A 25,802-nucleotide genomic window follows, 5' to 3' on the forward strand; every position below is an offset into this window, starting at 1 on the left:
GTCAGCGGGACTCCTCGGCCGCCGGCGCACGCAGGCGGGCTAGGCCATCGACCATCTTGCTCAGCCCGAAGGCGATCAGCAGCAGCGGCCAGCTGTTGTGGAAGGTTAGGCCCCACAGATGCTCCAGCGAGGCATAGAGCCAGCCGGCCAGCAAGACCCAGAAGGCACCGCGCGCCACTTGCCCGGGGTGGGAAGCAAACAGCATGCGCCCAAGGCCCAGTAGGGCCAACACAGCGGTGCCCAGCACCTGCACCGAAGGCAGTGCAAGCAGACCTTGGCGCTCGAGCAGAAACAGGCTGCCGATGGCGATCAGGAACAGACCGTTGAAGAGCTGGTGATGACGCCGATGCGGGCGATCGTGGTGGCGGCAGTTTCGAAAATCTCGCATGTGAACTCGCATGTGGATGGGCTTTCTTGAGCGGCGTCGGGACGCGCTGCGCTGCGTTGAGTTAAGTCATGTGTGGTGACGACGGTCACGATATCCGTGCCGGACCGGCTTGTCGCCGGTTTTTCGGTGAGTGACGGCATTGTCTCGGTGAATGGCGCGTGCGCTGGCCGCACAAGCAAGCGGGTGGGCCTGCTGCGGCCGCGGGGTGGCGCTTGCAGCGGCATCGTGGCACGCAAGGACCGCGAGCTGTGGCCCTGCCCATACCGCTGAACTAGTCCGTTTGGCACCCTGGCCGTCATCGGCACGACCTATTTCCTCAATAGATTGAACGGAATCCACAAACAGGAGCTTGTTCATGAGGAAATTTGTGTATTTGCTGAGCCAGGTCGCAGTCGGCGGGGCCTTGCTGGCCACGCTGCCCAGCGCCATGGCGACGACGCTGAATTTTGACGACCTGCCCGACGGCATCGTCAGCGCCAACTACGGCGGGCTCGACTGGTCGAACGCCGGCTGGATCGCCTTCTCGACCCCGGCAGCGCCCTACACCGCCAAATCCGGCGATGGCCGTATCACCAACGAGTTCCTGGGCAGCGACGCAGCCAGCCTGATCCGCTTTGGCAGCGCAGGCCAAACGGCGCGTTTCGACGGTGCCTATTTCTCCGGCCAGGGCGGGGCCGTGCTGAGCTTCGAACTGCTGTTGAACGGCCAAGTCGTGGCCAGCAGCGCCACGCTGGACCCGTCCGCCACGCCGACCTTCCTGGCCAGCGGCTATGCCGGCCTGGTGGATGCCGTGCGCATCAAGAGCCTGAACCACGGCGAATTCGTGATGGACGACTTCAGCTTCACCCAGGCCGTGCCTGAGCCGCAGAGCTATGCCTTGCTGCTGGCCGGCTTGATGGTCGTTGCCCGCGTGGCCCGCCGCAAACAAGCGGTCTGAGCCCACCTCCCCCAATTCCTCTGAAAGCACACACCATGACCCAACAAGATCGTCGCGGTTTCCTGCGCACCATGGCCTCGGCCGCTGGTGCCTCGGCCGCCCTGGCCAGCTTCCCGCCTGCCATTCAGCGCGCCCTGGCCATCCAGGCCAATAACCGCACCGGCACCATCCAGGACGTCGAGCACATCGTGGTGCTGACCCAGGAAAACCGTTCCTTCGACCATTACTTCGGCACGCTCAATGGCGTGCGCGGCTTCGCCGACCCCTTCCCGATCCCGGTGGCCGACAAGACCGGCATCACCGGCCGCACGGTCTGGGTGCAGCCCAATGCCACCGCTGCTGTACCCGGCCGCCCGGCCACCGGCCCGGTCGCGATTGCGCCTTTCCACCTGAACACCGAGCAGAACTTCGCCTTCATGCGCGTCTCGGGCACGCCGCACGCTTGGGCCGATGCGCAAGCCGCATGGGACCAAGGCCGCATGAACGCTTGGCCCAAGGCCAAGAACAACCACTCGATGGGCCATTTCAAGGAAAGCGATATGCCTTTCCAGTTCGCGATGGCCAATGCCTTCACGATCTGTGACCATTACCACTGCGCCACCCAGACCGGCACCAACACCAACCGCCTGTTCGTCTGGACCGGCAGCAATGACGGCCTGGGTCTGGGCAATGGCCCTTCGACCGACAACAGCCACGAGTGGTTCAACCCGAACCCGCTGGACGACTACACCTGGACCACCTACCCCGAGCGCCTGCAAGCCGCCGGCATCACCTGGCAGGTCTACCAGAACCTGAACGACAACTTCACCGACAACGCGCTGTTCGGTTTCCGCCCCTTCCGCGACGCTTATTACAAGCGCCCCGGCTACTCGGCCGAGCTGGCCGAGCGCGGCATCAACACCCGTGATCTGGACAAGCTGCGTGAAGACGTGCTGGCCAACAAGCTGCCGCAAGTCAGCTGGATCGTCGCCACGGCCGAAGGCTCCGAGCACCCTGGCCCTTCCAGCCCGGCTCAAGGCGCGGACTACACGGCCAAGGTGCTGGACGCTTTGACCTCCAACCCCGAGGTCTGGAGCAAGACGGTTCTGTTCATCAACTTCGACGAGAACGACGGCTTCTTCGACCACATGCCGCCCCCGGCCGCGCCCAGCTACATCACTTGGGATGCCGACCCGGCCAAGGCCGAGCTGGCCGGTGCCTCCACCGCCGACACCGCCGGTGAGTACCACCACATCCTTAACGGCACTCCCGCCACCCATCAGCACAAGCCTTACGGCTTTGGCCCGCGTGTGCCCATGTACGTGATCTCGCCTTGGAGCAAGGGCGGCTGGGTCAACTCCGAAGTGGCGGACCACACCTCGGTGATCCAGTTCATCGAAAAGCGCTTCGGCGTGATGGAGCCCAATATCAGCGGCTGGCGTCGTGCCGTGGCCGGTGACATGACTTCGGCCTTCAACTTCCGCGACCCCAATGATGTCGCCTTCTTCGACAAGTTCCCCAAGACGCTGGAGTTGGCGAATCGCGCTCGTGCCTTGCCCGGCACCAGCACGCCGCCCACGCCGAGCAGCCTGCAAGCCCCGGTGCAACTGAGCGGCCCACGTCCGGCCCGCGCGCTGGCCTATGAGCTGCACACCACGGCCACCGTCAAGGTGAACCCCGGCCGTGTCGGCTCCAGCCGCATCGAGCTGCAATTCGCCCACACCGGCGTGACCGAAGCGCCCGCAGCAGTCTTCCATGTCTATGACCGCCTGAACCTGGCCGCGCTGCCGCGCCGCTACACGGTCGAAGCCGGCAAGCAGCTGAGCGGCACCTGGCAGCCCAGCAGCACCGGCGCCTACGATCTGTGGGTCTTGGGCCCGAATGGCTACCACCGTCACTTCACCGGCAATGCACGCCGCGTCGCTGCGGCCGCCCAGCCTAACCCCGAAGTGCGTGTGACGCCGGACATGGTCAATGGCGAACTCATCATCGAGCTGAGCAACGCCGGCAGCTTCGCCTGCAGCATGACCTTGGTGGCTAACAAGTACTACGCGGTGGAGCCGCAAACCGTCAAGTTGGCGCCGCGTGCCAGCATCACCGTGCGCCTGCCGCTGAAGGACAGCGCCTACTGGTACGACTTCAGCGTGCGCGTGGTCGGCCAAGCCGACTTCAGCCGCCGCTTTGCCGGCCATCTGGAAACCGGCGAGCCCTCGATCACCGACCCGGCCATGGAAGGCCCGGCTCAGCTGAACCAGTACCGCCTGCCGGTCTGAGTTCCCGCTGCAGCTCTTACCTCACTGTTCACTTTGTTTGATTCACGGAGACTTTTCATCATGACTACCAAGACCCTGATCCGCGGCGCCGCCGCTCTGACCCTCTTGGCCGCCAGCCTGGCCGCTCACGCCACCAGCTTCGGCAGCAATCTGATCATTAACGGCGACGCCGAAGCCGGCGTGACCGGTTGGACCGCCTACGAAGGCACCGACCTGTTCCAGTCCGTTGAATACGGCAGCAACTGGGTGCTGCCCACCCAGCCCGGCCCTAGCAACCGCGGCGCCAAGATGTTTGCCGGCGAAAGCTCGCCTTTCTCGGCCGGCTTCCAGTTTGTCAACGTCAGCGATCTGAGCGCCAGCATCGCCACAGGCAAGGTCGCCTTCGACCTGAACGGCTATCTGGGTGGCTGGACCAGCCAGGGCGACAACGCCCAGCTGCTGGTGACCTTTGTTGACGCGGCCAACGCCGACATCAGCAACATCACCCTGGGCCCTGTCACCCCCGCTGACCGTGGCAACCAGACCGGTCTGCTGTTCCGTCAGCTGAAGGGCTTTGTGCCGGTTGGCACCGCTCAGATCAAGTTCGATCTGACCATGGAGCGCCTGGCCTCGAATGACAACGACGGCTACGCCGACAACCTGGCCTTCTCGCTGACCAATGTCGGCGCCGTGCCTGAGCCACAAACCTATACCTTGATGGCGCTGGGTCTGGGCTTCCTGGGCGCCGCTGCTCGTCGCCGCAAAGCCTAAAGACAAACCCCAGTCTGGCGCGTAAGCACAAGCCCGCGTCACAAAATCCCTAGTCGGCAAGGCCCGAGCTGCATAAGCTCGGGCCTTGCCTTTTTTTGAGCCGGGGATTCGTGATGCGTCGTTGGAATGGTTGGGGTGACGAAGGGGTGGCCAGCGCCCTGAACGAGGGCGCACTGGACTTCTTGCACGCCCAGGTCGGGTTGGCCGAGGTGCCGCAAGACGCGGCTTTGGCGGCGGCCTTGGCGCAAATTCCGCCATCCCGCCTGCCCGCGCATCCCGGCCTGGACACCAGCGCCGAGGCCCGTTTGCGCGCCAGTTTCGGCCAGAGCCTGGGCGACTGGTTACGTCTGCGTTTTGGCCGCGTGGGTCCGGTCAGCGATGGCGTGGTCTGGCCGGAAAGCTCGGCCCAGGTTCGCGAGTGGCTGGATTGGGCGGCCCAGGTCGGCGCGCTGGTGATTCCCTGCGGCGGCGCTACCAGCGTGGTCGGCCATCTGACCCCGCCCGCCGGCGATGCCCGCCCGGTGCTGACGCTGATGCTGGGCCGCATGCGCAGCCTGCTCAGCCTGGACCCGCTGGCGCAATTGGCGCGCTTCGAGGCCGGCGTCTTGGGCCCTGATTTGGAGGCGCAGCTGCGCGCACGCGGCTGGATGCTGGGCCATTACCCGCAGAGTTTTGAATACGCCAGCCTGGGCGGCTGGGTGGTGACGCGCTCCTCCGGCCAGCAGTCGGCCCGCTATGGTCGCATCGAGGCGATGTTCGCTGGCGGGCGGCTGGAGACGCCGCAAGGCACGCTGGAGCTGCCCACCTTTCCGGCCTCGGCCGCCGGCCCCGATCTGCGCGAGCAAGTGCTGGGCTCGGAAGGGCGTTTTGGCGTGCTGACCGAGGCCTCAGTGCGCATCAGCCGCCTGCCCGAGCGCGAGGACTTTTTGGCCTTCTTCCTGCCCGACTGGGCGGCCGGCGAGGCGGCGGTGCGCGAGCTGGCCCAGGCCAAGCTGGGGCTGTCGATGATGCGTCTGGCCAATGCGACTGAGACGCTGACCACCCTGGCCCTGGCCGGCCACGCCAGCGCCATCGCCTGGCTAGAGCGCTATCTGGCCCTGCGCGGCTGTGCGCCCGGCGCCAAGGTGATGCTGATGCTGGGCTTCACCGGCGGCGCGGCGCAGGTCAGCGCAATGAAGGCGCTGGCCAGAGCGATCTTGCGCCGCCATCGCGCGGTGGGCACCGGCGCACTCTTGGGCAAGAAATGGCAGGCCAATCGTTTCAAAGGCGTCTATCTGCGCAATGCCCTGTGGGCACAAGGTTATGCGGTGGACACCATGGAGACGGCGGTGGACTGGCCGCGCGTGCCGGCCATGATGGCGGCTATGGAAGCCGCCGGCCGCGAGGCCCTGGCCGCGCAGGGCGAGCGCTGCCATGCCTACACCCATCTCTCGCATGTCTATGCGCAGGGCAGCAGCGTCTACAGCACTTTTGTCTTCCGCATCGGGCCCGACTTTGAAACGGCGATGGCGCGCTGGCAGGCGCTGAAGACGGCCGTCTGCGAGGCCATTGTGCAGAACGGCGGCACCATCACCCACCAGCACGGTGTCGGCAAAGACCATGCGCCCTATCTGGCGGCCGAGAAGGGCGCGGCCGGCATGGCGGCGCTGCAGGCCTTGGCCCAGCACTTTGATCCGCAGCGCTTGCTGGACTCGGGCAATCTGCTGCCCAGTGCACCGCGCCAAGGGCAGGCGCAGTGAAGCGCGCCGAAGATCTGGCGCGGCTGCGCGCGCTCGGCCGGGTTGATGTTTTGGTGATCGGCGGCGGCATCGCCGGGGCCGGCGTGGCGCTGGAGGCGGCGCGGGCCGGCGCCTCGGTGGCGCTGGTGGAGGCACGCGACTTTGCCAGCGGCACCTCCTCGCGCTCCTCCAAGCTGGTGCACGGCGGCCTGCGCTATCTGGCCCAGGGCCGCATCGGCCTGACACGCGAATCGGTGCGCGAACGCGAGGCCTTGCTGCGCGATGCGCCGGGCTTGGTGACGCCGCTGCGCTTTCTTTTGCCGGTGCGCGTGGGCGACAAGACAGGCCGGCGCGTGCTCGGCATCGGCTTGGCCCTGTACGACGCCTTGGCGCGGGCGCGCTCGCGCTGCTGGTTCAGCGTGACTTCGCTGTTAGAGCGCGCGCCTATTCTGGGCTTGCAGGGGCTCTTGGGCGGCTGGTCCTATCTTGACGCGCAGACCGATGATGCCCGCCTGGTCTTGCGTGTCTTGGCCGAGGCGCGCAGCCTCAGTGCCTTGACGCTCAACCATCTGGCGGTTCGCGCCTTGAGCCGAGGTCCCTCAGGTGTGGACGGCGTGCAATTGCAAGACGCGCTCAGCGGCGAGTGCTTCGATGTGAAGGCGGCTTGCGTCATCAATGCCACTGGCGTCTGGGCCGATCAGCTGCGCGCCAGCCTGGGCTGTGCGCCCAAGCTGCGGCCTTTGCGCGGCAGCCATCTGATGTTCAATGCCTGGCGCTTGCCGGTGGCGCAGGCCCTGGCTTTCTTCCACCCCCAAGACGGCCGGCCGGTGTTCGCCCTGCCTTGGGAGGGCGCCACGCTCGTCGGCACCACCGATCTGGACCATGCACCTGACTTGGGTGAAGAGCCCGCCATCAGCCGCGCCGAGTTCGACTATCTACTGCAAGCCTTGAATCATCAGTTCCCCAGCTTGGGGCTGGGCGAGGCCGATGTGCTGTCCACTTGGTCGGGCGTGCGGCCGGTCTTGGCGGAAGAGGGCCAGCAGGGCGCAGACCCCTCCAAAGCCACCCGCGAGCATTTCATCAAGGACGAAGAAGGTCTCATCACCGTCACCGGCGGCAAGCTGACCACCTTCCGTGCCAGTGCCGTCGAGGCTTTGCGTTTGGCAGCCGCGCGGGTACCGGCCCTGGCCCATGTGCGGCCCGATGCGGCGGTGCTGTCCCCGCAAGCGGATTTGTCGGCCCATTGGCCGGCTGATTGGCCCAATGACTTGCGTGCCCGCTGGCAATCGCTGTACGGCATCGACGCGCTGGCGCTGCTGGCCTGCGCAAAAGCGCACCCGCAAGAGCTGGCGCGCATCGGCCGCAGCCCCAATAACTGGATCGAGCTGCGTTACGCCTGCCGCGCCGAGGCGGTGGCGCATCTGGACGATTTGCTCTTGCGCCGCAGCCGCCTGGGCCTGTTGCTGCCGCAGGGCGGCGCCGAGCTGCTGCCGCAGCTGGAACCTATCGTGTGCGAAGAGCTGGGCTGGTCGGCCGAGCAATGGGCCGCTGAAATGGCACATTACCTGGACCGGGTGGCGCGCTGCTACGCGGTGCCTGCGGAGGAGGGCCTGTGAGCACGGACCATCACCAATCCAAGAGTCGAGACGAACTCTTGCTCGCCATCGACTGCGGCACTCAAAGCGTGCGCGCCTTGTTGGTCGATTTGCACGGGAATATCCGCGCCAAATGCCAGCAGCCGCTGGATGACTACATCTCCTTGCAGCCTGGCTGGTTGGAGCATGATGCCGAAGCCTTCTGGCAGGCCGCGGCCTCGGTGTGCCGGGGTTTGTGGGCCCAGCATGCGGATCTGCGGGCCTGCGTCAAAGGCGTGGTGGTGACGACTCAGCGCGGCACCTTGGTGCCGGTGGATGCGGCCGGCAAGGCGCTGCGGCCCTTCATCATCTGGCTGGACCAGCGCCGCGCCAGCCGCGCGCCGCGCGTCAGCCCCTGGTGGGCGCTGGCCTTCAAAGCCGCAGGCGTGAGCGCCACCATCGACTATTTCGGCCGCGAGGCCGAGCTGAACTGGATTGCCGAGCATGAGCCCGAACGCCATGCCTTGACGCACAAAGTGCTCTTGGTCTCGGGCTGGTTGAACTACCGCTTGACCGGCCGCTTTGCCGATTCGGTCGGATCGCAAGTGGGCTATCTGCCCTTTGACTTCAAGCGCCAGGACTGGGCCCCGGCCTGGGACTGGAAGTGGCAGGCCTTGCAGGTGCGGCGCGAGCAAATGCCCGAACTGCTGCCAGTGGGCAGCACCCTCGGCGGGCTGACGCGCGAAGCCGCTGAAGCGACCGGTTTGGACGAGGGCCTGCCGGTGATTGCTGGCGCGGCCGACAAGGCCTGCGAGATCATCGGCGCCGGCGCCATCAGCCCCGAGATCGGCGCCATCTCTTACGGCACCACCGCCACCATCGATATCACCACGCCGCGCTATGTGGAGGCCACGCCTTTTGTGCCGCCCTATCCGGCGGTGCTGCCCGGCCAGTACAACACCGAGGTGCAAATTTTTCGCGGCTATTGGATGGTCAGCTGGTTCAAGGAACAGTTCGGCCACCCCGAGCTGGCTGCCGCGCCCTTGGAAGGCGTGACGCCCGAGGCCTTGTTTGACCGCATGGTGTCCACCGTGCCGCCCGGCAGCCAGGGCCTGATGCTGCAGCCCTACTGGACGCCCGGCATCCGCCACCCCGGCCCGGACGCGCGTGGCGCGGTGATCGGCTTTTCCGATGTGCACACCCGCGCGCATTTGTACCGGGCGATTCTGGAAGGCCTGGCCTATGCGCTTCGCGAGGGAAAAGAAAAGATCGAGGCGCGCAGCAAGGTGAAGCTCACATCCTTGCGGGTGTCGGGTGGCGGTTCGCAGTCGGACGCAGCCATGCAGCTGAGCGCCGACATCTTCAATCTGCCCACCTCGCGCCCTCACACTTTTGAAACCTCGGGCCTGGGCGCGGCGATTGCCGGCGCGGTAGGCCTGGGCCTGCACCGCGACTTCCCCACAGCCGTGGCGGCGATGACGCGGCTGGGCCGCACTTTTGAGCCCAAGCCCGCCAACGCGCGACTCTATGACGAGCTTTACAAACGCGTTTACTTGCGCATGTACGAGCGGCTCGGCCCGCTGTATGGCGATCTGCAAGAGATCTTGAATACAGCCAAAGAGGGCTGACTTCGGGTGAGCAAGGATGGTGGCCGCCCTGGGCCTGCGGCAAACTGCCGGCCATGTCCGTTTCTTCTCCTGACACGCCTGTCCAGCACGAGTCCTTGAGCAGCCTGCCGCCGCCCGCGCAGGCCCGCGTGGTCGGGGCCTATGCCAAGACGGCGGTGGACACCGCCCGTGAGCTGGGCGCCGATATGGCGCGCCTGGCCAAGGCCTGCGGCCTGCCGGAGCTCGCCCAGCCCGGCGCGGCCTTGCCGGAGGCCATCCCGGTGCAGCGCTATATCGCGCTGCTAAATGCCGCAGCGCTGCAATTGGACGATGTGTTCTTTGGCCTGCATGTGGGGCAGCGCATGGGCCTCTCGACCTTTGCCAGCTATGGCCTAGTGCTCTGCACCTGCGCCAACTTCCGGGCCGCTGCAGAGCAGACGCGCCGCTTCGAAGGCTTGGCCCATGATCTGGGCCGTTCGGAGATCGTGGTCGAGGATGCCGTCGATGGCCGCTTGGCCCTGGCGCATTACCGCTGGCATTCGCCCTGGCTGGATCAGCTCGGCGCGCGCCATCTGAGCGAGAGCGTGATGGCCGGCATCCACACCTTTGTTAGCTGGTTGGCCGGCGGCGCCAGCGTGCCGGCTTATGCGTTGGCCTTTGTGCACGACGCGCCAGAGGGCGCCGATCTGGCCGAGTACCAGCGCGTGTTTGGCGCGCCGGTGCGCTTTGGTGCCCGCGTTACCGAGGCCAGCTTCCCGGCCCTGGTGCTGGACCTGCCGTTGCCGAATGCTGATGTCGGCATGTTCCCGCCGCTGCTGCGCGCCGCCGAGGAGCGCCTAGCCCAGCGCCTGCATGAAGCCGGCCTGGCCGGCACGCAAAGCAGTTCCGCCGTAGCCGCGCCCGAGCCCGCCATCGTGCAAGCGGTGCGGGAATGCATACGCACCCAATTGCGGCATGACAGGGCCCAGCTGCCGGCAGTGGCCGCCGCTTTGTCTTTGAGCGTGCGCACCTTGCAGCGCCGCCTGGCCGAGGCCGAGGCCAGCTTCACCGCCCTGGTGGAAGCGGTGCGCCGCGAGCAAGTGCAGGTCTTGCTGCGCGACCCGCAGCTTTCGCTGACCGAGATCGCTTTTCTGCTGGGTTTCAGCGAGCAGAGCAATTTCAACCACGCCTTTCGCGGCTGGTTTGGCTGCACACCGGCGGCCTGGCGCTCGCGCGCAGCGAGCTGAATTGACGGCCTGTCGCGGCGACTCTGCAGTTCGTCGCAAGCGCAGGGTCAGGTCTTGCGGGTTTTCCTAGGATGCGGGCATCTGCCGATAAATCTTCAGGAGTTCTCCGATGATCAAGACCCGCCTCATTGCCCTTGCAGCCATGGCCCTTGCCGCCACCCTCAGCGGCTGCGCCATCCACATCACCACCACCAAGGACGGCGACAGCGCCTCGGTCAAGACCCCCGGCTCAGCCAAGTTCGAATGCGTGGCCAGCCCGAGTGGCGAGTGCAATTACGCGCTCTACACCAGCCGCTGTGAGTCCGTGGGCGCCGAGAGCAGCACGCCCACTACCACCTGCACCCACCAGGTGTTCGAGCAGTTCAAGCTCAATGTGGGCCAAACGCGCCAGGTCAGCCATCTGCCGTCTGGCTACAAGCAATGCATGAAGTCCAATGGCAAGCCCGAGGTGCCGAGCTGCAGCTGATAGGCCTCAGAGAAACTCGGCCCTGATATCCACCGAGGACTCCACGCCCACCTGGGCCGCATGCGCCTCCAGCCAGGCCTGCGCCTGCTGGCGGCCGGCGTCGCGCAGGCTGCAGAGGTAAGGCCAGGCGGTGTCCATCTTGCTTTCCACGCGTTGCGCGGCCATCAACTCGTCGCAACGGATCGAGTGGATGCGCATGCGGCGGGCGTCCGCGGGCTCCAGTTTGCCGCGGTCGATCAGGCCGGTGACGAAGGCGATGGCGCGCATCTCGCGCATCAGCGAGGAGTTGAAGCTGATCTCGTTGATGCGGTTGGCGATTTCGGCGGACGTGCGCGGCACGCCTTTGCGCAACACCGGATTCACATGCACGATCAGCACATCGGCCGAGACCTTTTCATAGATCAGCGGGAAGATCGCCGGGTTGCCCATATAGCCGCCGTCCCAGAAGAACTCGCCCTCGATTTCCACCGCCTGGAATAGCGTCGGCAGACAGGCGCTGGCCAGCACCGCGTCGACGCTGACATCGGCGCCGCTGAAGACGCGGATCTTGCCGGTCTCAACATTGGTGGCACTCAGGAAGAGCTGGATCGGTGAGGCCTGCCGCAGTGCCTCGAAATCCACCTGCGCCTGCACGATCTGGCGCAGCGGGTTGATGTTGAGCGGGTTCAGTTGGTAGGGCGAGAACAGCTGCAGCATCGCATTTGCCCACAGATGCGGTGCCGACCATTCCGGTGGCACCGCCTGCTGCAGGCCGCGTAGGGCGCCATGCATAAAGCCGTCCAGCCACGTTGCTTGCAGCGGGTTCAATCGGCCCGCGTCGGCCACCGCGCGCCACAGGTCTTGCAGCGCTTGGCGGGCGCCGTCAACCCCGCCCTTGCGCAAGCCATCGGCCAGCGCCACCGCATTCAAGCTGCCGGCGCTGGTGGCGCTGACCGCTTCCACTCGCAGGCGCCCGTCTTCTAGCAGGGCGTCCAGCACGCCCCAGGTGAAGGCGCCGTGTGAGCCCCCACCTTGCAGGGCCAGATTGATCGCTGGGTGCGGGGCGGCTTTGAGGCTTTGGCGTCGCGGCATGGGCAAGGCTCCGAGGGCTTGTCCGCAAGCCCCTGCCTCGCCAGTATGCCCTTGAGTGGGGCGTTACGGGCCTTGCTTTGGTGTTCGAGCTTAGGCTGTCGTCTCAAAGCGAAACAGCTGACAGTCCTCTCCGTCGATGGCTTGGGTGCTGTGGGTGTAAGACTCGCCCACGCAGGCGGCGATGGCGCGGGGCCAAAAGCCGGCCGCCGCTTCATTGGCTTGCAGGTAATACACCTCCCAGATGCCGGGAAAGCGGGCAAACAACTGCTGGGCGGCCAAGCGGCCCACGCCGCTGCCGCGGTAGCGTCGCGTGACGAAGAAGTACGCCATATTGTGCTGACTCCCGGGCAATTGGGTCTCGGTGTCGACCACCGCAAAACCCGCCAGCGCTTGGCCGACATGGATCAAGAAAGGCCGCACGCCGGCGGTGGCCCACAGTGCCGCCTTGGGCGATACCGGCATGCGCCCCTCGGTGGTGAACTCAATCGGGTACCAGGCACTGAGCTCGTAGTTGAAGTACTGCATCATCGTCTCGATGCAGTCGAGTTGCGCCTGCGTGTCGGCGGCGTGCAGTTCAACCGCGGTCATGATCAAAGCCCTTCCAGCAGTTCACGCTCGCGCTCACGCGTCAAACCCTGCGGCGCCGTGGCGGGCTGCGCGGCCAGCCACTGTGCGGTGTCGGTGAGGGTTTGCAGCAGCGGACGGTAGGGCAGGCCGGCGGCTTCCGCCTTGCGGCTGCGGATGTCCATCATCGCGTTGTCGGCCTCGGGCAGCCAGTAGGGCAGGTCTTGGAAGGGCTGCACGCCGGCGGCCAGCAGATCGGCATCGCTGCGCCAGACCAGCTGGCTTTGGCTCGCGCTGGCCTGCTGGCAGGCGAGAAGCAGTTCGCCCATGGTTTGGCCATCGGGGCCGCTGGTGTTGAAGACGCCGCCGCGGCGGCTCTGCGCCATCGCCAAGCAGAAGTCGCCGATGTCGCGTGCGTCGATCAGTCGCACGCTGCGCTCGGGCCGGCCCGGGGCCAGCACGCGGCCGCCCTCGGCCATGCGGCGCAGCCAGTAGGGCAGGCGGGGGCTGTAGTCGTAGGGGCCGACGATGAAACCGGGCCGCACGATCAGGGCGCGCTCGCCGAAGGCGGCCTGCACTTCTTGCTCGCACAAGGCCTTCAGGCCGCCATAGGCTGCGCCATAGCCGCCGCCGGAGCGCGAGCCGCCGCTCAAGCTCAACTGCTCGGCCTCTTCAAGCTGCTGCGCCGTCAGCTGCGCCTTGGGCGAGTCTTCGTCGGTGGCCGCGTTGATCTCCGGGAAGACCGAAATCGTCGTGATCAGGCCGTAATGCTCGGTCGAGTCACGCAGCAGCTCGGCACTGCGCCTGGCGGCGCTGGGCAGGTAGCAGCTGGCATCAAAGACGGCATCCCAGCGGCGCCCGCGCAGCAGGGCCAGGTCTTGCGTGCGGTCGCCCTTCAATTGCTCGACGCCGGGAAAGAGCGAGGCGCCATGCAGGCCGCGGTTGAACAGGGTCAGCTCATGGCCGGCGGCCAGCGCCGCTTCGGCAAAGTTGCGGCCGAGGAATTGGGTGCCACCGAGGATCAGGATTTTCATGGGCGAGCGTGTTGGAGCTTGGGGCTTGGGGATGGAGCGATTGTTTCAGCAATGCACGAGGCAGCCGCTCGTCATAGCGCGGCCCGGCAGCGGACTAAGATGCAGCGCCCTGTGTCATCTGCGACTCATGACCGTGACTCCTGCCGAGCCCCCCTACGACCCGCGTGCCTGGGTCACGCCCGAAGACCTCAACCTTGCGCCCGAAATGTTGGGCCAGCCCTTGGCCACGCCGCGTCAGCGCGCGCTGGCCATGGGGGTGGATGTGGCCTTGCTGGCGGTGCTGAATGGCTTGCTCAACGCCTTGCTGGTGATTGCGATGGGCTTGGGTGCTTGGTTGTGGCTGAAGTGGAAGCGCCCCGACCTGTTCTCGCGCGTCGGCCTGGGCTTGCGCCGGCGGGCTGCTTCTGCGGCTACGCCTGCCGAAGCGCTCACGCCGGGGCGGCCGCCGCGCTTGGCGGCCTGGCTGCTGGTGGCGCTGTTTGGCGTGCTGGGCGTGATGGAGCTGGTGGATGAGCTGCGTGCCGGGCACAAGAGCGCGACTGCAGTGGAAGAGCAAGAGCCGGCGGACGAGGCCGTGGACGAAGCGCCGAAGCCGCTGACCAGCCCCTCGAGTGCGTCGGGCGTCGCGGGCGCAGCCGAACAGGCTTCGGATGCCGCCTCCACCAGTGAAGCCGAGCGCCGCGCTAAAAAGCAGTCGCGCCGCATCCGCCAGCTGGAAGCGGAACTGGCGCGTGCCAAGGCGCCGCGCAGCCTGGCGCTGGTGGAGGAATACCGTTACTGGCGCGACAAGTTTGGCTTCCTGATCTTGCCGGCGCTGTACTTCACCTTGCTGCCGGCGCTGTGGCCGGGCCAGACCGTCGGCAAACGGCTGTTCGGTCTGCGCATCTTGGAGCTGACCGGCAAGCGCTTGACGCCGCTGATTCTGTTCAAGCGTTATGGCGGTTATGCCGCCGGCATGGCCACCGGCTTTGCCGGCTTCTTGCAACTGATCTGGGACCCCAATCGCCAGGCGATTCAGGACAAGACGGCCCACACCGTGGTGATCGACACCCGCCGGCCCGCCCAAGTGCTGGAGGCGCGCCTTGAGAACGGTGTGGCCGAGTCCCTCGGGTCGGAGCAAGCTCAGTCATGAGCGAAGGCATGTTGATCGGCCAGATCTGCCGCTTGACCGGCGCCTCGGCCAAGGCCGTGCGCTTGTACGAGGCCATGGGCTTGTTGCCGCAGCCGCGCCGGCGCGGCAAGTACCGGGTGTTCGAGCAAGAGCATGTGGATGCCGTCGCCCTGATCCGTCAGGCCCAGGTCTTGGGCTTCAAGCTGAATGAGCTGAAGCAACTGGCAAGCCAGGGGCCGCTGGTGGAGGCAGTCAGCCTGGCCTTTGCACGCGAAGCGGTGGCGCAGCGCCGCCAAGACCTGGCGCTGCAGATTCTTGCGCTGCAAGCGCAGGCCGGGCGATTGGAGGCCTTTGCCGCCACCTTGGCCGGCGCGCATGAACTGGCTTGTGCTTGCCCGCAACTGCAACTGCAACAGCAAACAAGAAAAAAATCGGCGACGGGGGCTTGACTCTGCCCCATGGGACAGACCGCAGACTGCGGGCATTGTTGTTGATCACAAGGCCCCCATGTCCATCGCCAAACGCATTCTCATCATCAATGGCAACCCCAAACCGAGCAGTCTGAGCCGGTCACTGGCCGAGCGCTATGCCGAGGCTGCCGTTGAATCGGGTCACAGCGTCGAACTGATTCATTTGAGCGAGTTGCAGTTCAAGCTGAGCCTGGACTTGGGCTACCAAGTTGAACAGGCGCTGGAGCCCGACCTGCAGCGCCTGCAGCAGGCCATGCATGCGGCCGAGCATCTGGTCTGGGCCTACCCGGTTTGGTGGGGCTCCGTGCCGGCCTTGCTGAAGGGCGCGCTGGACCGCGTCCTGCTGCCCGGCTTCGCCTTCAAATATCACCCCGGCAACAGCGTGCCCGAGAAGTTGCTGACGGGGCGCAGCGCGCGGCTGCTGGTCTGCATGGACACGCCGCCTTGGTACTTCCGCTGGTTCCAGCGCGCACCGGCTCACCACATGATGCGGCGCACGGTGCTGGAGTTCTGCGGCATCAAGCCGGTCCGCATCAGCGAGTTTGGGCCGGTCTTGCCCAGCACGCCGGCCCAGCGCGAGCGTTGGCTGGCCGAGGTTGCCCGACTTGGCGCAGGCGCGCAATGATTGGCCCCGCTAACGAACGCGAGCCTGCCTCACATCAAATCCCCCGGCCCACTGAGTTCGAAGCGGTTGCGCCCCTCTTGCTTGGCGCGGTACATGGCATGGTCGGCCTGCTGCAAGAGTTGGTCCGCGTTGAGCTCCCGGTCCGCGGGATAGAAGGCCACGCCCAGGCTGGTCGAGACCTGCAAGCTCACGCCTCGCCAGGCCACGGGCAGGCTGGCCGCCTCTAGGATGCGTTGCAGCATCGGCTCACAAGCCAATTCGTCCGGCAGGTCGGCCAGCAGCACGACAAACTCGTCGCCGCCCAGGCGCGCAAAGGTGTCGCCCTCGCGCAGCACTTGTTTGATGTGATGCGCCACGCCGACCAGCAGGGCATCGCCGGCCGCATGCCCATGCCGATCATTGATGGCTTTGAATGCGTCCAGGTCCAGAAAGGCCAGCGCCAGATGATTGCCGCGGCGCTTGGCCTGGACCATCGCTTGTTGCAGGCGGTCTTGCAGCAGCGCCCGATTCGGCAAGCCCGTCAAGGCATCGTGGTAGGCCAGAGTGAGCAGTTGCGACTCATGGTGCTTGAACGAGGTGATGTCCGAGAACAGTGCAACAAAGTGGGTGATCTGCCCCTGCTGATCGCGGATCGCGCTGATGGTCTGCATCGCGGCATAAATTTCGCCGGTTTTGCGCCGGTTCCAGAGCTCGCCGGTCCAGAAGCTCTGCTCGAGCAGGCTGCGCCAAAACGCTTGGTAGAAATGGGCATCGTGGCGGCCCGAGCTGAGCAGGCGCGGGTTCTGGCCCAAGACCTCGTCGCGGGCGTAGCCGGTGATCTCGCTGAAGGTGTCGTTGACGTCGATGATGGCGCCATCGGCGGCGGTGATCATGATGCCCTCGCGCGCATGGCTGAACACGCTGGCCGCCAGGCGCAACTGGGCCTCGGCTTGATGGCGCTCCTTGACCTCGCGCCGCAATTCGCTGACCAGGTCCACCGCCATGGCGTCGAAGTGACGCGACAACTCGCCGAACTCGTCATCGGTGCCGGTGGCGCTGCGCACACTCAAATCACCCTTGGAAATGGCCTCGACCGCCCGGTTCAAGCGACGCAGCGGATACAGCACCCGCTTGAACAGCAGCACCGCCAACGCGCCGAACAGCAACAACATCAGCGCCGGGATGGCGATGGCCAAACGGCCGGTCAGCTTTTCATAGTGCTGGCGCTGCTGGTCAGCGGCCAGGCTCCAGCGCTGCACCGACTCGGTCACCGCTTGTGAATCGGCCAGCAATTGACTCAGCAGCAGCGCCTGGCGGCGGGCCTGCACCGAGTTCTGCCCAACATCGGTGTCGGCTTGCCGCGCAGACCCATTGCTCACCAGTTGGCGAAAGACGTCGGCCAACTGAGCGACGCCGGCCGTGGCCTCAAGCGGTGCGGGCATTGGGCTCTGTTCGGTGGCGGCCAGCGTGTCGCCAATCTCGGCTTGCAAGGCCTTCCATTGCTGCACCGTGCGGGGCTCGCCGTGCAGGGCGAATTCATGGGTCAAGACCAAGAGAGAACTGATCTGGGTCGAGGCCTGGTGAGCTTGTTGCTCCAGGCGGGCCACCTCACGGGATCGATTCGCCAGATAGCCCACGCTCAGCGCCAGGCCCAGCGTCAGCAGCAACGCCGAGGACACAAAGGACACCAACAGGCTGCGCAGGCGCATGGCTGGGCCTACTCAATCAGGCTCACTGCTGCGGGTGCAACCTGCCGCAGCGGCTTGGAGTAGATCAAGGCCAGGTAGTTGGGTGGCCGTTCGCCGGCCACATGGCCCTCTCGCTGGGCCCAGCGTGCCTGGGCTTCCAGCGAGGCCAGCAGCGCTTGGTCGAGGGTGAGCCGGTACTGGTAGCTGGGCCAGATCCAATCGATGAATTCCTTGTCGAGCTTGAGCCGCTCGCGCAGCAGGGCCTGGGCCAAGGCTGGTTTTTCGGCGATGAAGCGCTCTGCCCGGTCCAGCGCCCGCAGCAGGCGTGCCAATTCATCGTCTCTGGCCCCGATCAGCGCCCGTCCCGCCACCAGATTGAAGCTGAGCCGGTAGCTGATGCTGCCGGGCAGCACACGGCTGCCGGGCACGGTTTGCAGAATCTTGAAAGGGAAAGGCTCCCAGATGGACACGGCGTCGAGATCGCCGTGTTTGAGCAACTCGGCCATGTGCTCCGGTTGGGCATGCTGCACCTTCATTGCCCGAGGGTCTAGGCCGGCGGCCAAGAGCGAGGTGTCGAGAAAATAGTGGCTTGCGGCGCCCAGCACGGTGCCGACGCGCTTGCCAGGCATGTCTTGCCACTGGGCAATGCCGGCACCGGCCCGCACGATGATCTTGCTGTCTTTGTTGCTGCTGACGAAGCTGCCCAGCACCGCAAACTGCCGTGATTTGAAACTGTTGAAAACCAGCACCGTCTCTGACGCGGTGGCCAGATCGGCCTGTCCGTCCAGCAGCGTCTGCATGGCGCGGTGCCCGCCCACCAATTCTTGCAACTGCAGGTTCAAGCCTTCGTCGGCAAAGTAATTCTGCTTGTCGGCCACAAAGATCGGCAGGCACAGCGGCGAGGCCGAGACAGCCAACCTCAAAGGTTCGGCGGCGAAGGCGCTGGTGCTGAACAGTCCCCAGGCGATGAGGAGTGATGGTCGGGGGTGGCTCGCCGAACGAAGCGCCACGCCCAAGCCGCAGGCCGCGCGCCATAGCATCGCTACTGCTTCTTGCCCAAGGCTTCGAACGCGATCCATCATCCCCCCTGACTTTTCACACCCTCTTTGTTGATTCTGACACGAAGCGTTTGCTGTGGCAGCACCATGGGCTGCGCGGTGAAACGCAAGGGAAACTTGTTGCGCTGCGTCAAATTTCACGGTTATGGGGCAGAATTTGTGGCGCTGTCATCTGCCAAAAGGAAGCTCATGCAACTCCGCCGCCGTCCCCTGATCCGGTCTTTGTTGGCCGCCTGCCTCTTGGCCCAAGGTTTGCCCGCAGCCATGGCGCATGGTGAAGCCTCGGCCGAGCCCGCCGAGGCGCCTGCTGCAGCTGCAGCCAAGCCCAGCGCCGTCTTGTTTGAGAACGTGCGCATCTTCAATGGCACGGCCGACCGCTTGTCGCCGCCGTCCCACGTCTTGGTGGTGGGCAATCAAATCCAAGCCATTTCCAGCACGCCGATAGCCACGCCGGCCGATGTGAATCTGCTCAAGGTTGCAGGCGCCGGCCGCACGCTGATGCCGGGCTTGATCGACGCCCACACCCACATCATGTTCTCCAGCATGTCGAAACTGGCCATCCTGACCTCGGATGTCGGCTTTGTGAATGTGGCGGCGGTGAAAGAGGCGCAAGACACGCTGATGCGCGGCTTCACCAGCATCCGCGATCTGGGCGGCCCCTCGCTCGGTTTGAAGAAGGGCATTGACCTGGGCCTGGCCAGCGGCCCGCGCATCTGGTCTTCCGGCGCCTTCATCTCGCAGACCGGCGGCCATGGCGACTTCCGCTTGCCGGTGGACTTGCCGGCCCGTCCCGGCGACTTCAGCCACAGCGAGCGCGTCGCGGCTGCGGCCATCGCCGACAGCCCGGACATGGTGCGCCAACGCGCCCGCGAGCAACTGGCCCTGGGCGCCTCGCAGATCAAGATGATGGCCGGCGGCGGCGTCTCTTCGGACTACGACCCGCTGGACGTCACTCAATACACCACCGCCGAGCTGCGCGCCGGTGTTGAGGCCGCCGAGAACTGGGGCACTTATGTCGCCGTGCATGCCTACACCCCGCGTGCGGTGCGCCAGGCGATTGAAGCCGGCGTCAAATGCATCGACCATGGCCAGCTGCTGGACGAGCCCACCGCCAAGCTGATGGCCGAAAAAGGCGTGTGGTGGAGCTTGCAGCCCTTCATCGATGACGGCAAATCCGCCTTTGCCGAAGGCTCGCCGAACCGCATCAAGCAAAAGCAAATGATGAGCGGCACCGACACCGCCTACGCCCTGGCCAAGAAGTACAAGATCAAAACCGCTTGGGGCACCGACACCTTGTTCAACGCCAAGGTGGCCGCCCAGCAAAGCCAAAAGCTAGCGCAGATGGTGCGCTGGTACAGCCCGGTGGAGGTCTTGAAGATGGCCACCAGCGGCAATGCCGAGTTGCTGGCGCTCAGCGGCCCGCGCAACCCTTACCCTGGCAAGCTGGGTGTGGTGCAAGAAGGCGCGCTGGCCGACCTGATCTTGGTGGACGGTGACCCGATTGCCCATATCGAGCTGGTGGCCGATGCGGCCAAGAACTTTGTCGTCATCATGAAAGACGGCAAGGTCTACAAGAACACGCTGCGCTAACGTTCAATCGAGCCGGGTCGATCCAGTTTGCGCCGCACCAGTTCCACATGCTGGCGCAAGGTGTAGACCCGGTCGGTGAAGTCAATCGGGAAGCGGGTGCCCAGCACATCGGCTTCAATGCGGTCCAGGCTGGCGCGGGCCTGGGCCAGCTCCTCCGGGCTGAGCTGGTGGCTCAGCAGGTCTTGCTCCAGGAACTTCAGTTCGCCGTAATGGCGATAGATGCGCCGGCTCTGCCGCCAAGTGCGCAGCCAGGGCAGCAGGCGAACCAGCGGCAGCAGCAAGGCCAACACCGGCAGCACCATCAAGACCGTTCGCTGCACCAGATTCGCCATCCAAAAGGGCAGGTAGGTCTGCAAGAACGGCCGGCCGTTCTTGAAGTAACGCGCCGACTCCTCGGCCAGCGGGAAGTCGGTGCCCTGCGGGTTCGGGAACTCACCCGGCCGCGCCAGCAAGCTGGGCGTGCGGTGAGTTTGTCGCGCCGCCTCCAGCAGCAGGTAAGCCAGGGCGGGGTGCAAGTCTTCTTGAATCACCAAATTGGTGGTGGTGGCCAGCAGGGTGATGTCTTTATTGGGCCGGTCCAGCAAGGGGCTGACCGAGCCGCGCTTGAGCACCACGGTTTCAAAGTAGGGCAGGCGCCGCGCCAGCCCCTCGGCTTGGTGCAGCGAGGCCAGGCGCAGCCCATCCGAGGCCAAGAGCTTTTGCACCACCGGTGACTGCACCGAGGCCACCAAGATCAAGGCGTCGATCTGGTCGGCCAGCAGCTGCTCCACCGCCGCCATGCCGCCCTCGGCCACCAGCACCGTGCCGTCAAGCGGGTGGTGGCGGTGGTCGGTCACGCCATAGCTGCTCAGCAACTCCAGCGCCACTTTCTGGTTGCCGCTGCCGGCCACGCCCACCGCCACGCGCTGACCCTTCAGCGGGCCCAGGCCGTCCGAGAGCCGCAGCGTGCGCGAGAAGATCCACACCGGCTCATGCGCCACCGTGGCCAGCGAGCGCAGCGGTGTGTTGGGCTGTTCATCGTCCTCCAGCGCTTCAAAGTCCGGCAGCTGGTTGTGCGCGGCGATGGCCATGGGCCCCAAGCCCCCTTGCACAAAGCCCACATCGGCCTGGCCGCCGTTCAGCTGCGCCAGGTTCTCCACCGAGCCGCTGCTGGGCTGCAGCGTCAGCGTGATGCCGTTGAGCTTGAGCAGCGCCTGGTACTTGAGGCCGAACTGGTGATAAGCCCCGTCGGGGCTGCCCGTCACCATGACCAGGGACTTGGGCGGCGCCGGGCTGAAGTGCTTGACGGCAAAGTAGGCCGCCAGCCCCAAGCTCAAAACCAGGGCCAGCCAAAGCAGGGCGCGCGGGCCGTCGCGAAAACTACGGGTCAGGGAACGGGATGCAGACATGGGCTCAGTCTAGCGAGGCCGAGTGCCCACCCGCATCGGGTCAGTCCCTTTGATACTCGGGCAGCGGTGCGCCGCAGTGCCGGCAAAAGTTGGAGTCCGCCTGCAGGCCTTCGCGCAGGCAGGCATGGCAGGTGCGGGTGGTGGGGGTGATGGCCCGCTCATCGCCCATGCGTTGTGCGGCCATCTCGGCCGTCATGATGCCGGTGGGCACGGCCAGCACGCCCCAGCCCAAGAGCATCATCATCGAGGCGATGGCGCGGCCCAGGTCGGTCTTGGGCGTGATGTCGCCAAAGCCCACCGTGGTGACGGTGGTGATGGCCCAGTACACGCTGACCGGGATGCTCGTGAAGCCATGCTCCGGCCCCTCCACCACATACATGATGGTGCCCATGATCAAGACAATCATCAGCACCGCCGACAAGAACACCAAGATCTTCTTGGCGCTGGCCTTTAGGGCGCGCCCCAAGCTCATATAGGCGTTGATATAGCCCTGCAGCTTCAAGATGCGGAACACCCGCAGCAGGCGCAGCACCCGAATGTCCACCAGCGCATACAGCTCCGGGAAGAAGAAGGCCAGATAGATCGGCAACACCGCCAGCAAGTCCACCACGCCAAAGAAGCTGGTGGCGTAGCGCCAGGGGTGGCGCACGCAGGCCAGGCGCAGCAGGTATTCCACGGTGAAGAGTGCGGTGAAGGCAATCTCGGCCCAGTTCAGCCAGCCTTTGTGCGATTCGCGGAAGCTGGCCACGCTCTCCAGCATCACCAGCACCAGGCTCAGCAGCACGGCGGCAATCAGCGCAAGATCGAAGTTATGTCCGGCGCGTGTGTCGGCTTCGAAAATGATGGTGTAGGCCTTCAGCCGCCAGCCTTGCAGCGGTTTGCCAAACTCGGGAGGTTGTGTACTTGCGCTATTCATGCCGCAAGCGTAACCGAGAGCCAGCGGCGCTCATGGGCCAGGCATGGGCTTGGCAGGCTACCGCCATCCGGCTCATGGTCCGCCGCTTTGTGGTCACGCCCGCATCATCAGCGCCGCCTAATCTCGCGCCATCTGTCCACCCCCCCCACCCCATTGAGCTTGGAGCGATCCATGAGCGAAAGCACGAAGAAGCCATCCCCCGACAGCCGTCGACTCTTGTTGAAATCTGGCCTGGCCCTGGGCAGCGGCCTGGCCTTGCCGATGGCTGGCGGCCTCGGCCGCGCTTGGGCGGCTGGCCAAGCCCCGGCCATCATGGCCTCGGACACTGAGCGCCCGCTGATGGAGCAAGGCATCCAGTTCGGCGACATGACCCTGGGCAGCACCATGCTCTGGAGTCGCGCCGACCGCCCGGCTCGCCTGCATGTGGAATACGCGCTGAACCCGCAGTTCAGCAACGCCGTCAAACGCGTCGGCCCGCATGCGCTGGACAACACCGACTTCACCGCCCGCCTGGACCTCACCGGCCTGCCCGCTGACCGCACCGTCTATGTGCGTACCTGGTTCGAAAGCCTCAGCAACAGCCGCGCCACCAGCGAGCCGGTCCTGGGCCAGTTCCGCACGCCGGCGCTGAAGCGCGATGTGCGCTTTGTCTGGGGTGGCGACACCGCCGGCCAGGGCTGGGGCATCAACACCAGCTTCGGTGGCATGAAGATTTATGAGTCCATGCGCCGCGTGCAGCCCGACTTCTTCATCCACTCCGGCGACACCATTTACGCCGACGGCCCCATCAGCGAAACCGTTACCGCCGAGGGCGGCCGCACTTGGACCAATATCGTCACGCCTGAAGTCTCCAAGGTCGCCGAGACCCTGGCCGAGTACCGCGGCCGCTTCAAGTACAACCTGCTGGACGAAAACGTGCGCCGCTTCAATGCCGAAGTGCCGCAAATCTGGCAGTGGGACGACCACGAGGTGGTCAACAACTGGTCGGCCTCCAAAGACCTGATGAACGATGCGCGCTACACCGTCAAAGACGTGCCGCTGCTGATCGCTCGCGGCTCGCGCGCCTTCCAGGAATACGCCCCCTTCCGCCCCTTCACCGCCGAAGAGAGCGAGCGCGTCTACCGCCACATCCCCTACGGCCCGCTGCTGGACGTGTTCGTGGTCGATATGCGCAGCTACCGTGGCCCCAACAGCAGCAATTTGCAGCTGACCGAGAGCGACCTCACCGCCTTCCTGGGCAGCGAGCAAGTGGAGTGGCTGAAGGCCGCGCTGCGCCGCTCGCGCGCCACCTGGAAGGTGATCGCTGCCGACATGCCCATCGGATTGAATGTGGGCGACGGCAAAGACGCCGCCGGCAACAACAAGTGGGAAGCCATCGCCAACGGCGACAACGGCCCGGCCAAGGGCCGCGAGCTGGAAATCGCCGGCCTGCTGCGCGGCATCAAGCAAGCCGGTATCAAGAACGTGGTCTGGCTCACCGCCGATGTGCACTACTGCGCCGCCCACCAGTACGAGCCCGCCAAGGCCCAGTTTCAAGACTTCGACGGCTTCTGGGAATTCGTTGCCGGGCCGCTCAACGCAGGCAGCTTTGGCCCCAACAGCCTGGACGCCACCTTCGGCCCGCGCGTGGACTTCTTCAAGGCCCCGCCCGCCGGTCAGGCCAACCTCTCGCCCTTTGCTGGCCTGCAGTTCTTTGGTGAAGTGAACATCGACGCCAGCAGCCGCCAGTTCCGCGTGGCCTTCAAGGACATAGCCGGCAACGAGGTCTACAGCAAGACCTTGAGTCCGGTCTAAGCCCCGTCTAAGAACTCGGCCCCCTGCAGCATTTGCATCAAGGACAAGATTCCATGAAATTCACTTCACTCACAGGGGCCGCGCTGGCCCTGCTGGCCGCCGGCTCGGCCCAGGCCTTGACCATCAGCCACATCGAGACCGAGGGCCAAAGCGCCACAGCCCAGCTCACGACTGACAGCCTGGGCGGCAGCCTGCTCAGCGCCGACATCGGCTTTGCGCGCGGCGCCACCGTGCGCTTTGATCTGACGTTGGACGTCGCCGACGAAGGCCAGGCCTTTGGCTTCAACGCGGTGATCACTGCGCTGCAAGGCTTTGAGCTGCAGAACCTGGAAGTGCGCCTCAGCGGCGGCGCCGAGTTCGCCTGGGTGGGCAGCCTGTCGCCGGCTTTTGCCAGCGTGGCGGCGCAAAGCGGTGACGCTGTGGCTCAGCGTTATCAGCTGAGCCCGGCCGAAGGCTTTGGTGTTGATGTGGGCAACCCCTTTGCCCACGCCGGCCAGAGCGACTGGCAAATCGGCAGCCTGGGCCTGAAGGCGGGCGACACGGTCACGCTGAGCATCAGCAGCGCCGTGCCGGAGCCGAGCAGCTGGGCTTTGTTGGGCCTGGGCGGCGTGGTTTTGATGGGCTTGGCGCGCCGGCGCGCCAAGTCAGCGCGCTAAGAAGTACGTTAGGTCAGCGCGCTAAGTCAGCCCAAAGGCTCAGGACGCTTGGGCCTTGCGGCGCAGGCGCCAGGCGAGGCCCAGGCCGCCGAGCAGCGCCAAGGCTGCGCTTGACGGTTCTGGCACGGCGGCCAACATCTCCCCGTTGAGCACAAAAGGCAGTTCCACGCCGACTTGGCTGCCGGCGTCCAGGATGGCGGCGAAGCTGCTGCCGGCCGCCGAATACATGGCATTGCCGACGCGGGCATCCGAGGTGGGCGCCGTCCAAGGGCCGGAGCTGAGCGAGCCTGTCATGCTCCAGCGCAACCAGTAGTGGCCAGCGCTCAGGCTCACATCGGCGATGTCGGCGCTGGCGCGGTAAATCGGCCGCGTTTTGTCGGTCAAGGTGCTCTCGGTGACCCGGTAGCCGAGCAGGCCGCCGTTGCTCAGCGCGGTGATGCCGCTGGCCACGACCGGGCCATTGTTGGCGTCGTCGGCCAGGATGCTCCAGCTGACGTCCTTCAGGGTGAAGCTTGTGGCGTTGTTCTGCAGTGCAAAGAAGTCGATGCTGCTGATCAGCCAGCCCGCGCCTGTGACGGTGAAGTCCTCGGCCAGTGCGTTCTTGGAAGCGGATTTCGAGCTGAAGCTGAAGGTCGCGGCGTTGGCGGCCCTGATCGACAAGCCGTTCGCGTCCACCACCGGGCCGTTGTTGTACAGCTCGGCGGCGCTGGCCCAGCCGGGCGCGGCGCTCAACAAGAAGGTGCTGAGGGCCAGCGCGGCTGGGCGGAGGAGGGCGAGTTGCTTCATGCGGTCTGCTGCCAGTCTGTGAGCTTGCGTGCGTGCTTGCTCGCTTTGCTATGGATGACCGAACTCAAAACGCGAAGCAAAAAAAACCACAAGGCTTGCGCTTGTTCGGCGCGCGCAGTATCGCAGCCCGGCAAGTCAGCTCAGCGGACCCAAA

The 25,802-nt window shown here is 65.6% G+C and carries 23 protein-coding genes; 14 read left to right on the top strand and 9 right to left on the bottom strand.

All coding sequences use genetic code 11. The features are described 5' to 3' along the window. Nucleotide 1: 1 nt before the first annotated feature. Nucleotides 2-388, bottom strand: a complete 387-nt coding sequence (locus WG899_RS05280; protein ID WP_339594576.1) for a hypothetical protein — start codon at nucleotides 386-388, stop codon at nucleotides 2-4. Nucleotides 389-743: 355 nt separating this feature from the next. On the opposite strand from WG899_RS05280, the gene WG899_RS05285 reads away from it, so the two are divergent. From WG899_RS05285 to WG899_RS05320, 8 genes are all read left to right on the top strand, one after another. Further along, nucleotides 744-1,325, top strand: coding sequence for a PEP-CTERM sorting domain-containing protein (locus WG899_RS05285; protein WP_339594577.1), 582 nt, complete (start codon nucleotides 744-746; stop codon nucleotides 1,323-1,325). Nucleotides 1,326-1,360: 35 nt separating this feature from the next. After that, complete coding sequence (locus WG899_RS05290) at nucleotides 1,361-3,577, top strand: phosphocholine-specific phospholipase C (protein ID WP_339594578.1); 2,217 nt, start codon at nucleotides 1,361-1,363, stop codon at nucleotides 3,575-3,577. A 60-nt stretch (nucleotides 3,578-3,637) separates the two neighbouring features. Further along, nucleotides 3,638-4,327 (top strand): PEP-CTERM sorting domain-containing protein, encoded by a 690-nt coding sequence (locus tag WG899_RS05295; protein WP_339594579.1) that lies wholly within the window; start codon nucleotides 3,638-3,640, stop codon nucleotides 4,325-4,327. Nucleotides 4,328-4,440: 113 nt separating this feature from the next. After that, on the top strand, nucleotides 4,441-6,066 hold the full coding sequence (locus WG899_RS05300; protein ID WP_339594580.1) for an FAD-binding oxidoreductase: 1,626 nt from the start codon (nucleotides 4,441-4,443) through the stop codon (nucleotides 6,064-6,066). Beyond that, a complete protein-coding gene (locus tag WG899_RS05305) occupies nucleotides 6,063-7,661 on the top strand; it encodes a glycerol-3-phosphate dehydrogenase/oxidase (protein ID WP_339594581.1) in 1,599 nt (532 codons plus the stop codon). Before WG899_RS05300 ends, WG899_RS05305 begins: the two co-directional genes overlap by 4 nt. Further along, on the top strand, nucleotides 7,658-9,247 hold the full coding sequence (locus tag WG899_RS05310) for an FGGY-family carbohydrate kinase (RefSeq protein WP_339594582.1): 1,590 nt from the start codon (nucleotides 7,658-7,660) through the stop codon (nucleotides 9,245-9,247). Before WG899_RS05305 ends, WG899_RS05310 begins: the two co-directional genes overlap by 4 nt. Before the next feature lie 53 nt (nucleotides 9,248-9,300). Beyond that, nucleotides 9,301-10,452, top strand: a complete 1,152-nt coding sequence (locus WG899_RS05315; RefSeq protein ID WP_339594583.1) for an AraC family transcriptional regulator — start codon at nucleotides 9,301-9,303, stop codon at nucleotides 10,450-10,452. Between the two features lie 109 nt (nucleotides 10,453-10,561). Next, nucleotides 10,562-10,918 (top strand): hypothetical protein, encoded by a 357-nt coding sequence (locus WG899_RS05320; protein WP_339594584.1) that lies wholly within the window; start codon nucleotides 10,562-10,564, stop codon nucleotides 10,916-10,918. A gap of 6 nt (nucleotides 10,919-10,924) precedes the next feature. On the opposite strand, the gene WG899_RS05325 is transcribed toward WG899_RS05320, so the two are convergent. From WG899_RS05325 to WG899_RS05335, 3 genes are all read right to left on the bottom strand, one after another. Continuing rightward, on the bottom strand, nucleotides 10,925-11,989 hold the full coding sequence (locus WG899_RS05325; RefSeq protein WP_339594585.1) for a patatin-like phospholipase family protein: 1,065 nt from the start codon (nucleotides 11,987-11,989) through the stop codon (nucleotides 10,925-10,927). Nucleotides 11,990-12,079: 90 nt separating this feature from the next. Further along, nucleotides 12,080-12,577: a GNAT family N-acetyltransferase gene (locus WG899_RS05330; protein ID WP_339594586.1), complete on the bottom strand. Its 498-nt coding sequence runs from the start codon at nucleotides 12,575-12,577 to the stop codon at nucleotides 12,080-12,082. Between the two features lie 2 nt (nucleotides 12,578-12,579). Beyond that, nucleotides 12,580-13,587, bottom strand: coding sequence for an NAD-dependent epimerase/dehydratase family protein (locus WG899_RS05335; RefSeq protein ID WP_339594587.1), 1,008 nt, complete (start codon nucleotides 13,585-13,587; stop codon nucleotides 12,580-12,582). A gap of 127 nt (nucleotides 13,588-13,714) precedes the next feature. Here WG899_RS05335 and WG899_RS05340 point away from each other — a divergent pair, with 127 nt between their 5' ends. The 3 genes from WG899_RS05340 to WG899_RS05350 are packed head-to-tail and all read left to right on the top strand — an operon-like array spanning nucleotide 13,715 to nucleotide 15,793. Then, nucleotides 13,715-14,719, top strand: a complete 1,005-nt coding sequence (locus WG899_RS05340; protein ID WP_339594588.1) for an RDD family protein — start codon at nucleotides 13,715-13,717, stop codon at nucleotides 14,717-14,719. Then, complete coding sequence (locus WG899_RS05345) at nucleotides 14,716-15,147, top strand: MerR family transcriptional regulator (protein WP_339594589.1); 432 nt, start codon at nucleotides 14,716-14,718, stop codon at nucleotides 15,145-15,147. Before WG899_RS05340 ends, WG899_RS05345 begins: the two co-directional genes overlap by 4 nt. A 58-nt stretch (nucleotides 15,148-15,205) precedes the next feature. Beyond that, a complete protein-coding gene (locus tag WG899_RS05350; RefSeq protein ID WP_339594590.1) occupies nucleotides 15,206-15,793 on the top strand; it encodes an NAD(P)H-dependent oxidoreductase in 588 nt (195 codons plus the stop codon). A gap of 29 nt (nucleotides 15,794-15,822) precedes the next feature. Here the strand turns inward: WG899_RS05350 and WG899_RS05355 are convergent, their stop codons facing one another. Continuing rightward, a complete protein-coding gene (locus WG899_RS05355) occupies nucleotides 15,823-17,481 on the bottom strand; it encodes a diguanylate cyclase domain-containing protein (RefSeq protein ID WP_339594591.1) in 1,659 nt (552 codons plus the stop codon). Between the two features lie 8 nt (nucleotides 17,482-17,489). Further along, on the bottom strand, nucleotides 17,490-18,500 hold the full coding sequence (locus WG899_RS05360; protein ID WP_339594592.1) for an ABC transporter substrate-binding protein: 1,011 nt from the start codon (nucleotides 18,498-18,500) through the stop codon (nucleotides 17,490-17,492). A 207-nt stretch (nucleotides 18,501-18,707) separates the two neighbouring features. Between WG899_RS05360 and WG899_RS05365 the strand changes: the two genes are divergently transcribed. Next, nucleotides 18,708-20,108 carry a metal-dependent hydrolase family protein gene (locus WG899_RS05365; protein WP_339594593.1) on the top strand — a complete coding sequence of 467 codons (1,401 nt, stop codon included), beginning with the start codon at nucleotides 18,708-18,710 and terminating at the stop codon, nucleotides 20,106-20,108. On the opposite strand, the gene WG899_RS05370 is transcribed toward WG899_RS05365, so the two are convergent. Beyond that, complete coding sequence (locus tag WG899_RS05370) at nucleotides 20,105-21,496, bottom strand: TAXI family TRAP transporter solute-binding subunit (RefSeq protein WP_339594594.1); 1,392 nt, start codon at nucleotides 21,494-21,496, stop codon at nucleotides 20,105-20,107. The two genes, WG899_RS05365 and WG899_RS05370, sit on opposite strands and share 4 nt — an antisense overlap. A gap of 40 nt (nucleotides 21,497-21,536) precedes the next feature. Next, nucleotides 21,537-22,412 (bottom strand): ion transporter, encoded by an 876-nt coding sequence (locus WG899_RS05375; RefSeq protein ID WP_339594595.1) that lies wholly within the window; start codon nucleotides 22,410-22,412, stop codon nucleotides 21,537-21,539. 171 nt (nucleotides 22,413-22,583) lie between these two features. Between WG899_RS05375 and WG899_RS05380 the strand changes: the two genes are divergently transcribed. Together WG899_RS05380 and WG899_RS05385 are read left to right on the top strand one after the other, a co-directional pair. Then, nucleotides 22,584-24,206 (top strand): alkaline phosphatase D family protein, encoded by a 1,623-nt coding sequence (locus WG899_RS05380; RefSeq protein WP_339594596.1) that lies wholly within the window; start codon nucleotides 22,584-22,586, stop codon nucleotides 24,204-24,206. Nucleotides 24,207-24,259: 53 nt separating this feature from the next. Then, complete coding sequence (locus tag WG899_RS05385; protein WP_339594597.1) at nucleotides 24,260-24,862, top strand: PEP-CTERM sorting domain-containing protein; 603 nt, start codon at nucleotides 24,260-24,262, stop codon at nucleotides 24,860-24,862. A 39-nt stretch (nucleotides 24,863-24,901) separates the two neighbouring features. Here the strand turns inward: WG899_RS05385 and WG899_RS05390 are convergent, their stop codons facing one another. Further along, a complete protein-coding gene (locus WG899_RS05390) occupies nucleotides 24,902-25,648 on the bottom strand; it encodes a PEP-CTERM sorting domain-containing protein (protein WP_339594598.1) in 747 nt (248 codons plus the stop codon). Nucleotides 25,649-25,802: the final 154 nt, after the last annotated feature.

The sequence above is a fragment of the Paucibacter hankyongi genome (genome assembly GCF_037482915.1).
Classification (GTDB): domain Bacteria; phylum Pseudomonadota; class Gammaproteobacteria; order Burkholderiales; family Burkholderiaceae_C; genus Paucibacter_A; species Paucibacter_A hankyongi.

What these genes read in the sequence shown, in the direction of transcription:
- WG899_RS05375 (WP_339594595.1), bottom strand. Translation starts at nt 22,412, where the DNA reads ATGAATAGCGCAAGTACACAACCTCCCGAGTTTGGCAAACCGCTGCAA.
- WG899_RS05320 (WP_339594584.1), top strand. Translation starts at nt 10,562, where the DNA reads ATGATCAAGACCCGCCTCATTGCCCTTGCAGCCATGGCCCTTGCCGCC.
- WG899_RS05360 (WP_339594592.1), bottom strand. Translation starts at nt 18,500, where the DNA reads ATGCTATGGCGCGCGGCCTGCGGCTTGGGCGTGGCGCTTCGTTCGGCG.
- WG899_RS05365 (WP_339594593.1), top strand. Translation starts at nt 18,708, where the DNA reads ATGCAACTCCGCCGCCGTCCCCTGATCCGGTCTTTGTTGGCCGCCTGC.
- WG899_RS05330 (WP_339594586.1), bottom strand. Translation starts at nt 12,577, where the DNA reads ATGACCGCGGTTGAACTGCACGCCGCCGACACGCAGGCGCAACTCGAC.
- WG899_RS05335 (WP_339594587.1), bottom strand. Translation starts at nt 13,587, where the DNA reads ATGAAAATCCTGATCCTCGGTGGCACCCAATTCCTCGGCCGCAACTTT.
- WG899_RS05290 (WP_339594578.1), top strand. Translation starts at nt 1,361, where the DNA reads ATGACCCAACAAGATCGTCGCGGTTTCCTGCGCACCATGGCCTCGGCC.
- WG899_RS05300 (WP_339594580.1), top strand. Translation starts at nt 4,441, where the DNA reads ATGCGTCGTTGGAATGGTTGGGGTGACGAAGGGGTGGCCAGCGCCCTG.
- WG899_RS05355 (WP_339594591.1), bottom strand. Translation starts at nt 17,481, where the DNA reads ATGCGCCTGCGCAGCCTGTTGGTGTCCTTTGTGTCCTCGGCGTTGCTG.
- WG899_RS05315 (WP_339594583.1), top strand. Translation starts at nt 9,301, where the DNA reads ATGTCCGTTTCTTCTCCTGACACGCCTGTCCAGCACGAGTCCTTGAGC.
- WG899_RS05380 (WP_339594596.1), top strand. Translation starts at nt 22,584, where the DNA reads ATGAGCGAAAGCACGAAGAAGCCATCCCCCGACAGCCGTCGACTCTTG.
- WG899_RS05370 (WP_339594594.1), bottom strand. Translation starts at nt 21,496, where the DNA reads ATGTCTGCATCCCGTTCCCTGACCCGTAGTTTTCGCGACGGCCCGCGC.
- WG899_RS05340 (WP_339594588.1), top strand. Translation starts at nt 13,715, where the DNA reads ATGACCGTGACTCCTGCCGAGCCCCCCTACGACCCGCGTGCCTGGGTC.
- WG899_RS05325 (WP_339594585.1), bottom strand. Translation starts at nt 11,989, where the DNA reads ATGCCGCGACGCCAAAGCCTCAAAGCCGCCCCGCACCCAGCGATCAAT.
- WG899_RS05345 (WP_339594589.1), top strand. Translation starts at nt 14,716, where the DNA reads ATGAGCGAAGGCATGTTGATCGGCCAGATCTGCCGCTTGACCGGCGCC.
- WG899_RS05385 (WP_339594597.1), top strand. Translation starts at nt 24,260, where the DNA reads ATGAAATTCACTTCACTCACAGGGGCCGCGCTGGCCCTGCTGGCCGCC.
- WG899_RS05285 (WP_339594577.1), top strand. Translation starts at nt 744, where the DNA reads ATGAGGAAATTTGTGTATTTGCTGAGCCAGGTCGCAGTCGGCGGGGCC.
- WG899_RS05350 (WP_339594590.1), top strand. Translation starts at nt 15,206, where the DNA reads ATGTCCATCGCCAAACGCATTCTCATCATCAATGGCAACCCCAAACCG.
- WG899_RS05280 (WP_339594576.1), bottom strand. Translation starts at nt 388, where the DNA reads ATGCGAGATTTTCGAAACTGCCGCCACCACGATCGCCCGCATCGGCGT.
- WG899_RS05390 (WP_339594598.1), bottom strand. Translation starts at nt 25,648, where the DNA reads ATGAAGCAACTCGCCCTCCTCCGCCCAGCCGCGCTGGCCCTCAGCACC.
- WG899_RS05295 (WP_339594579.1), top strand. Translation starts at nt 3,638, where the DNA reads ATGACTACCAAGACCCTGATCCGCGGCGCCGCCGCTCTGACCCTCTTG.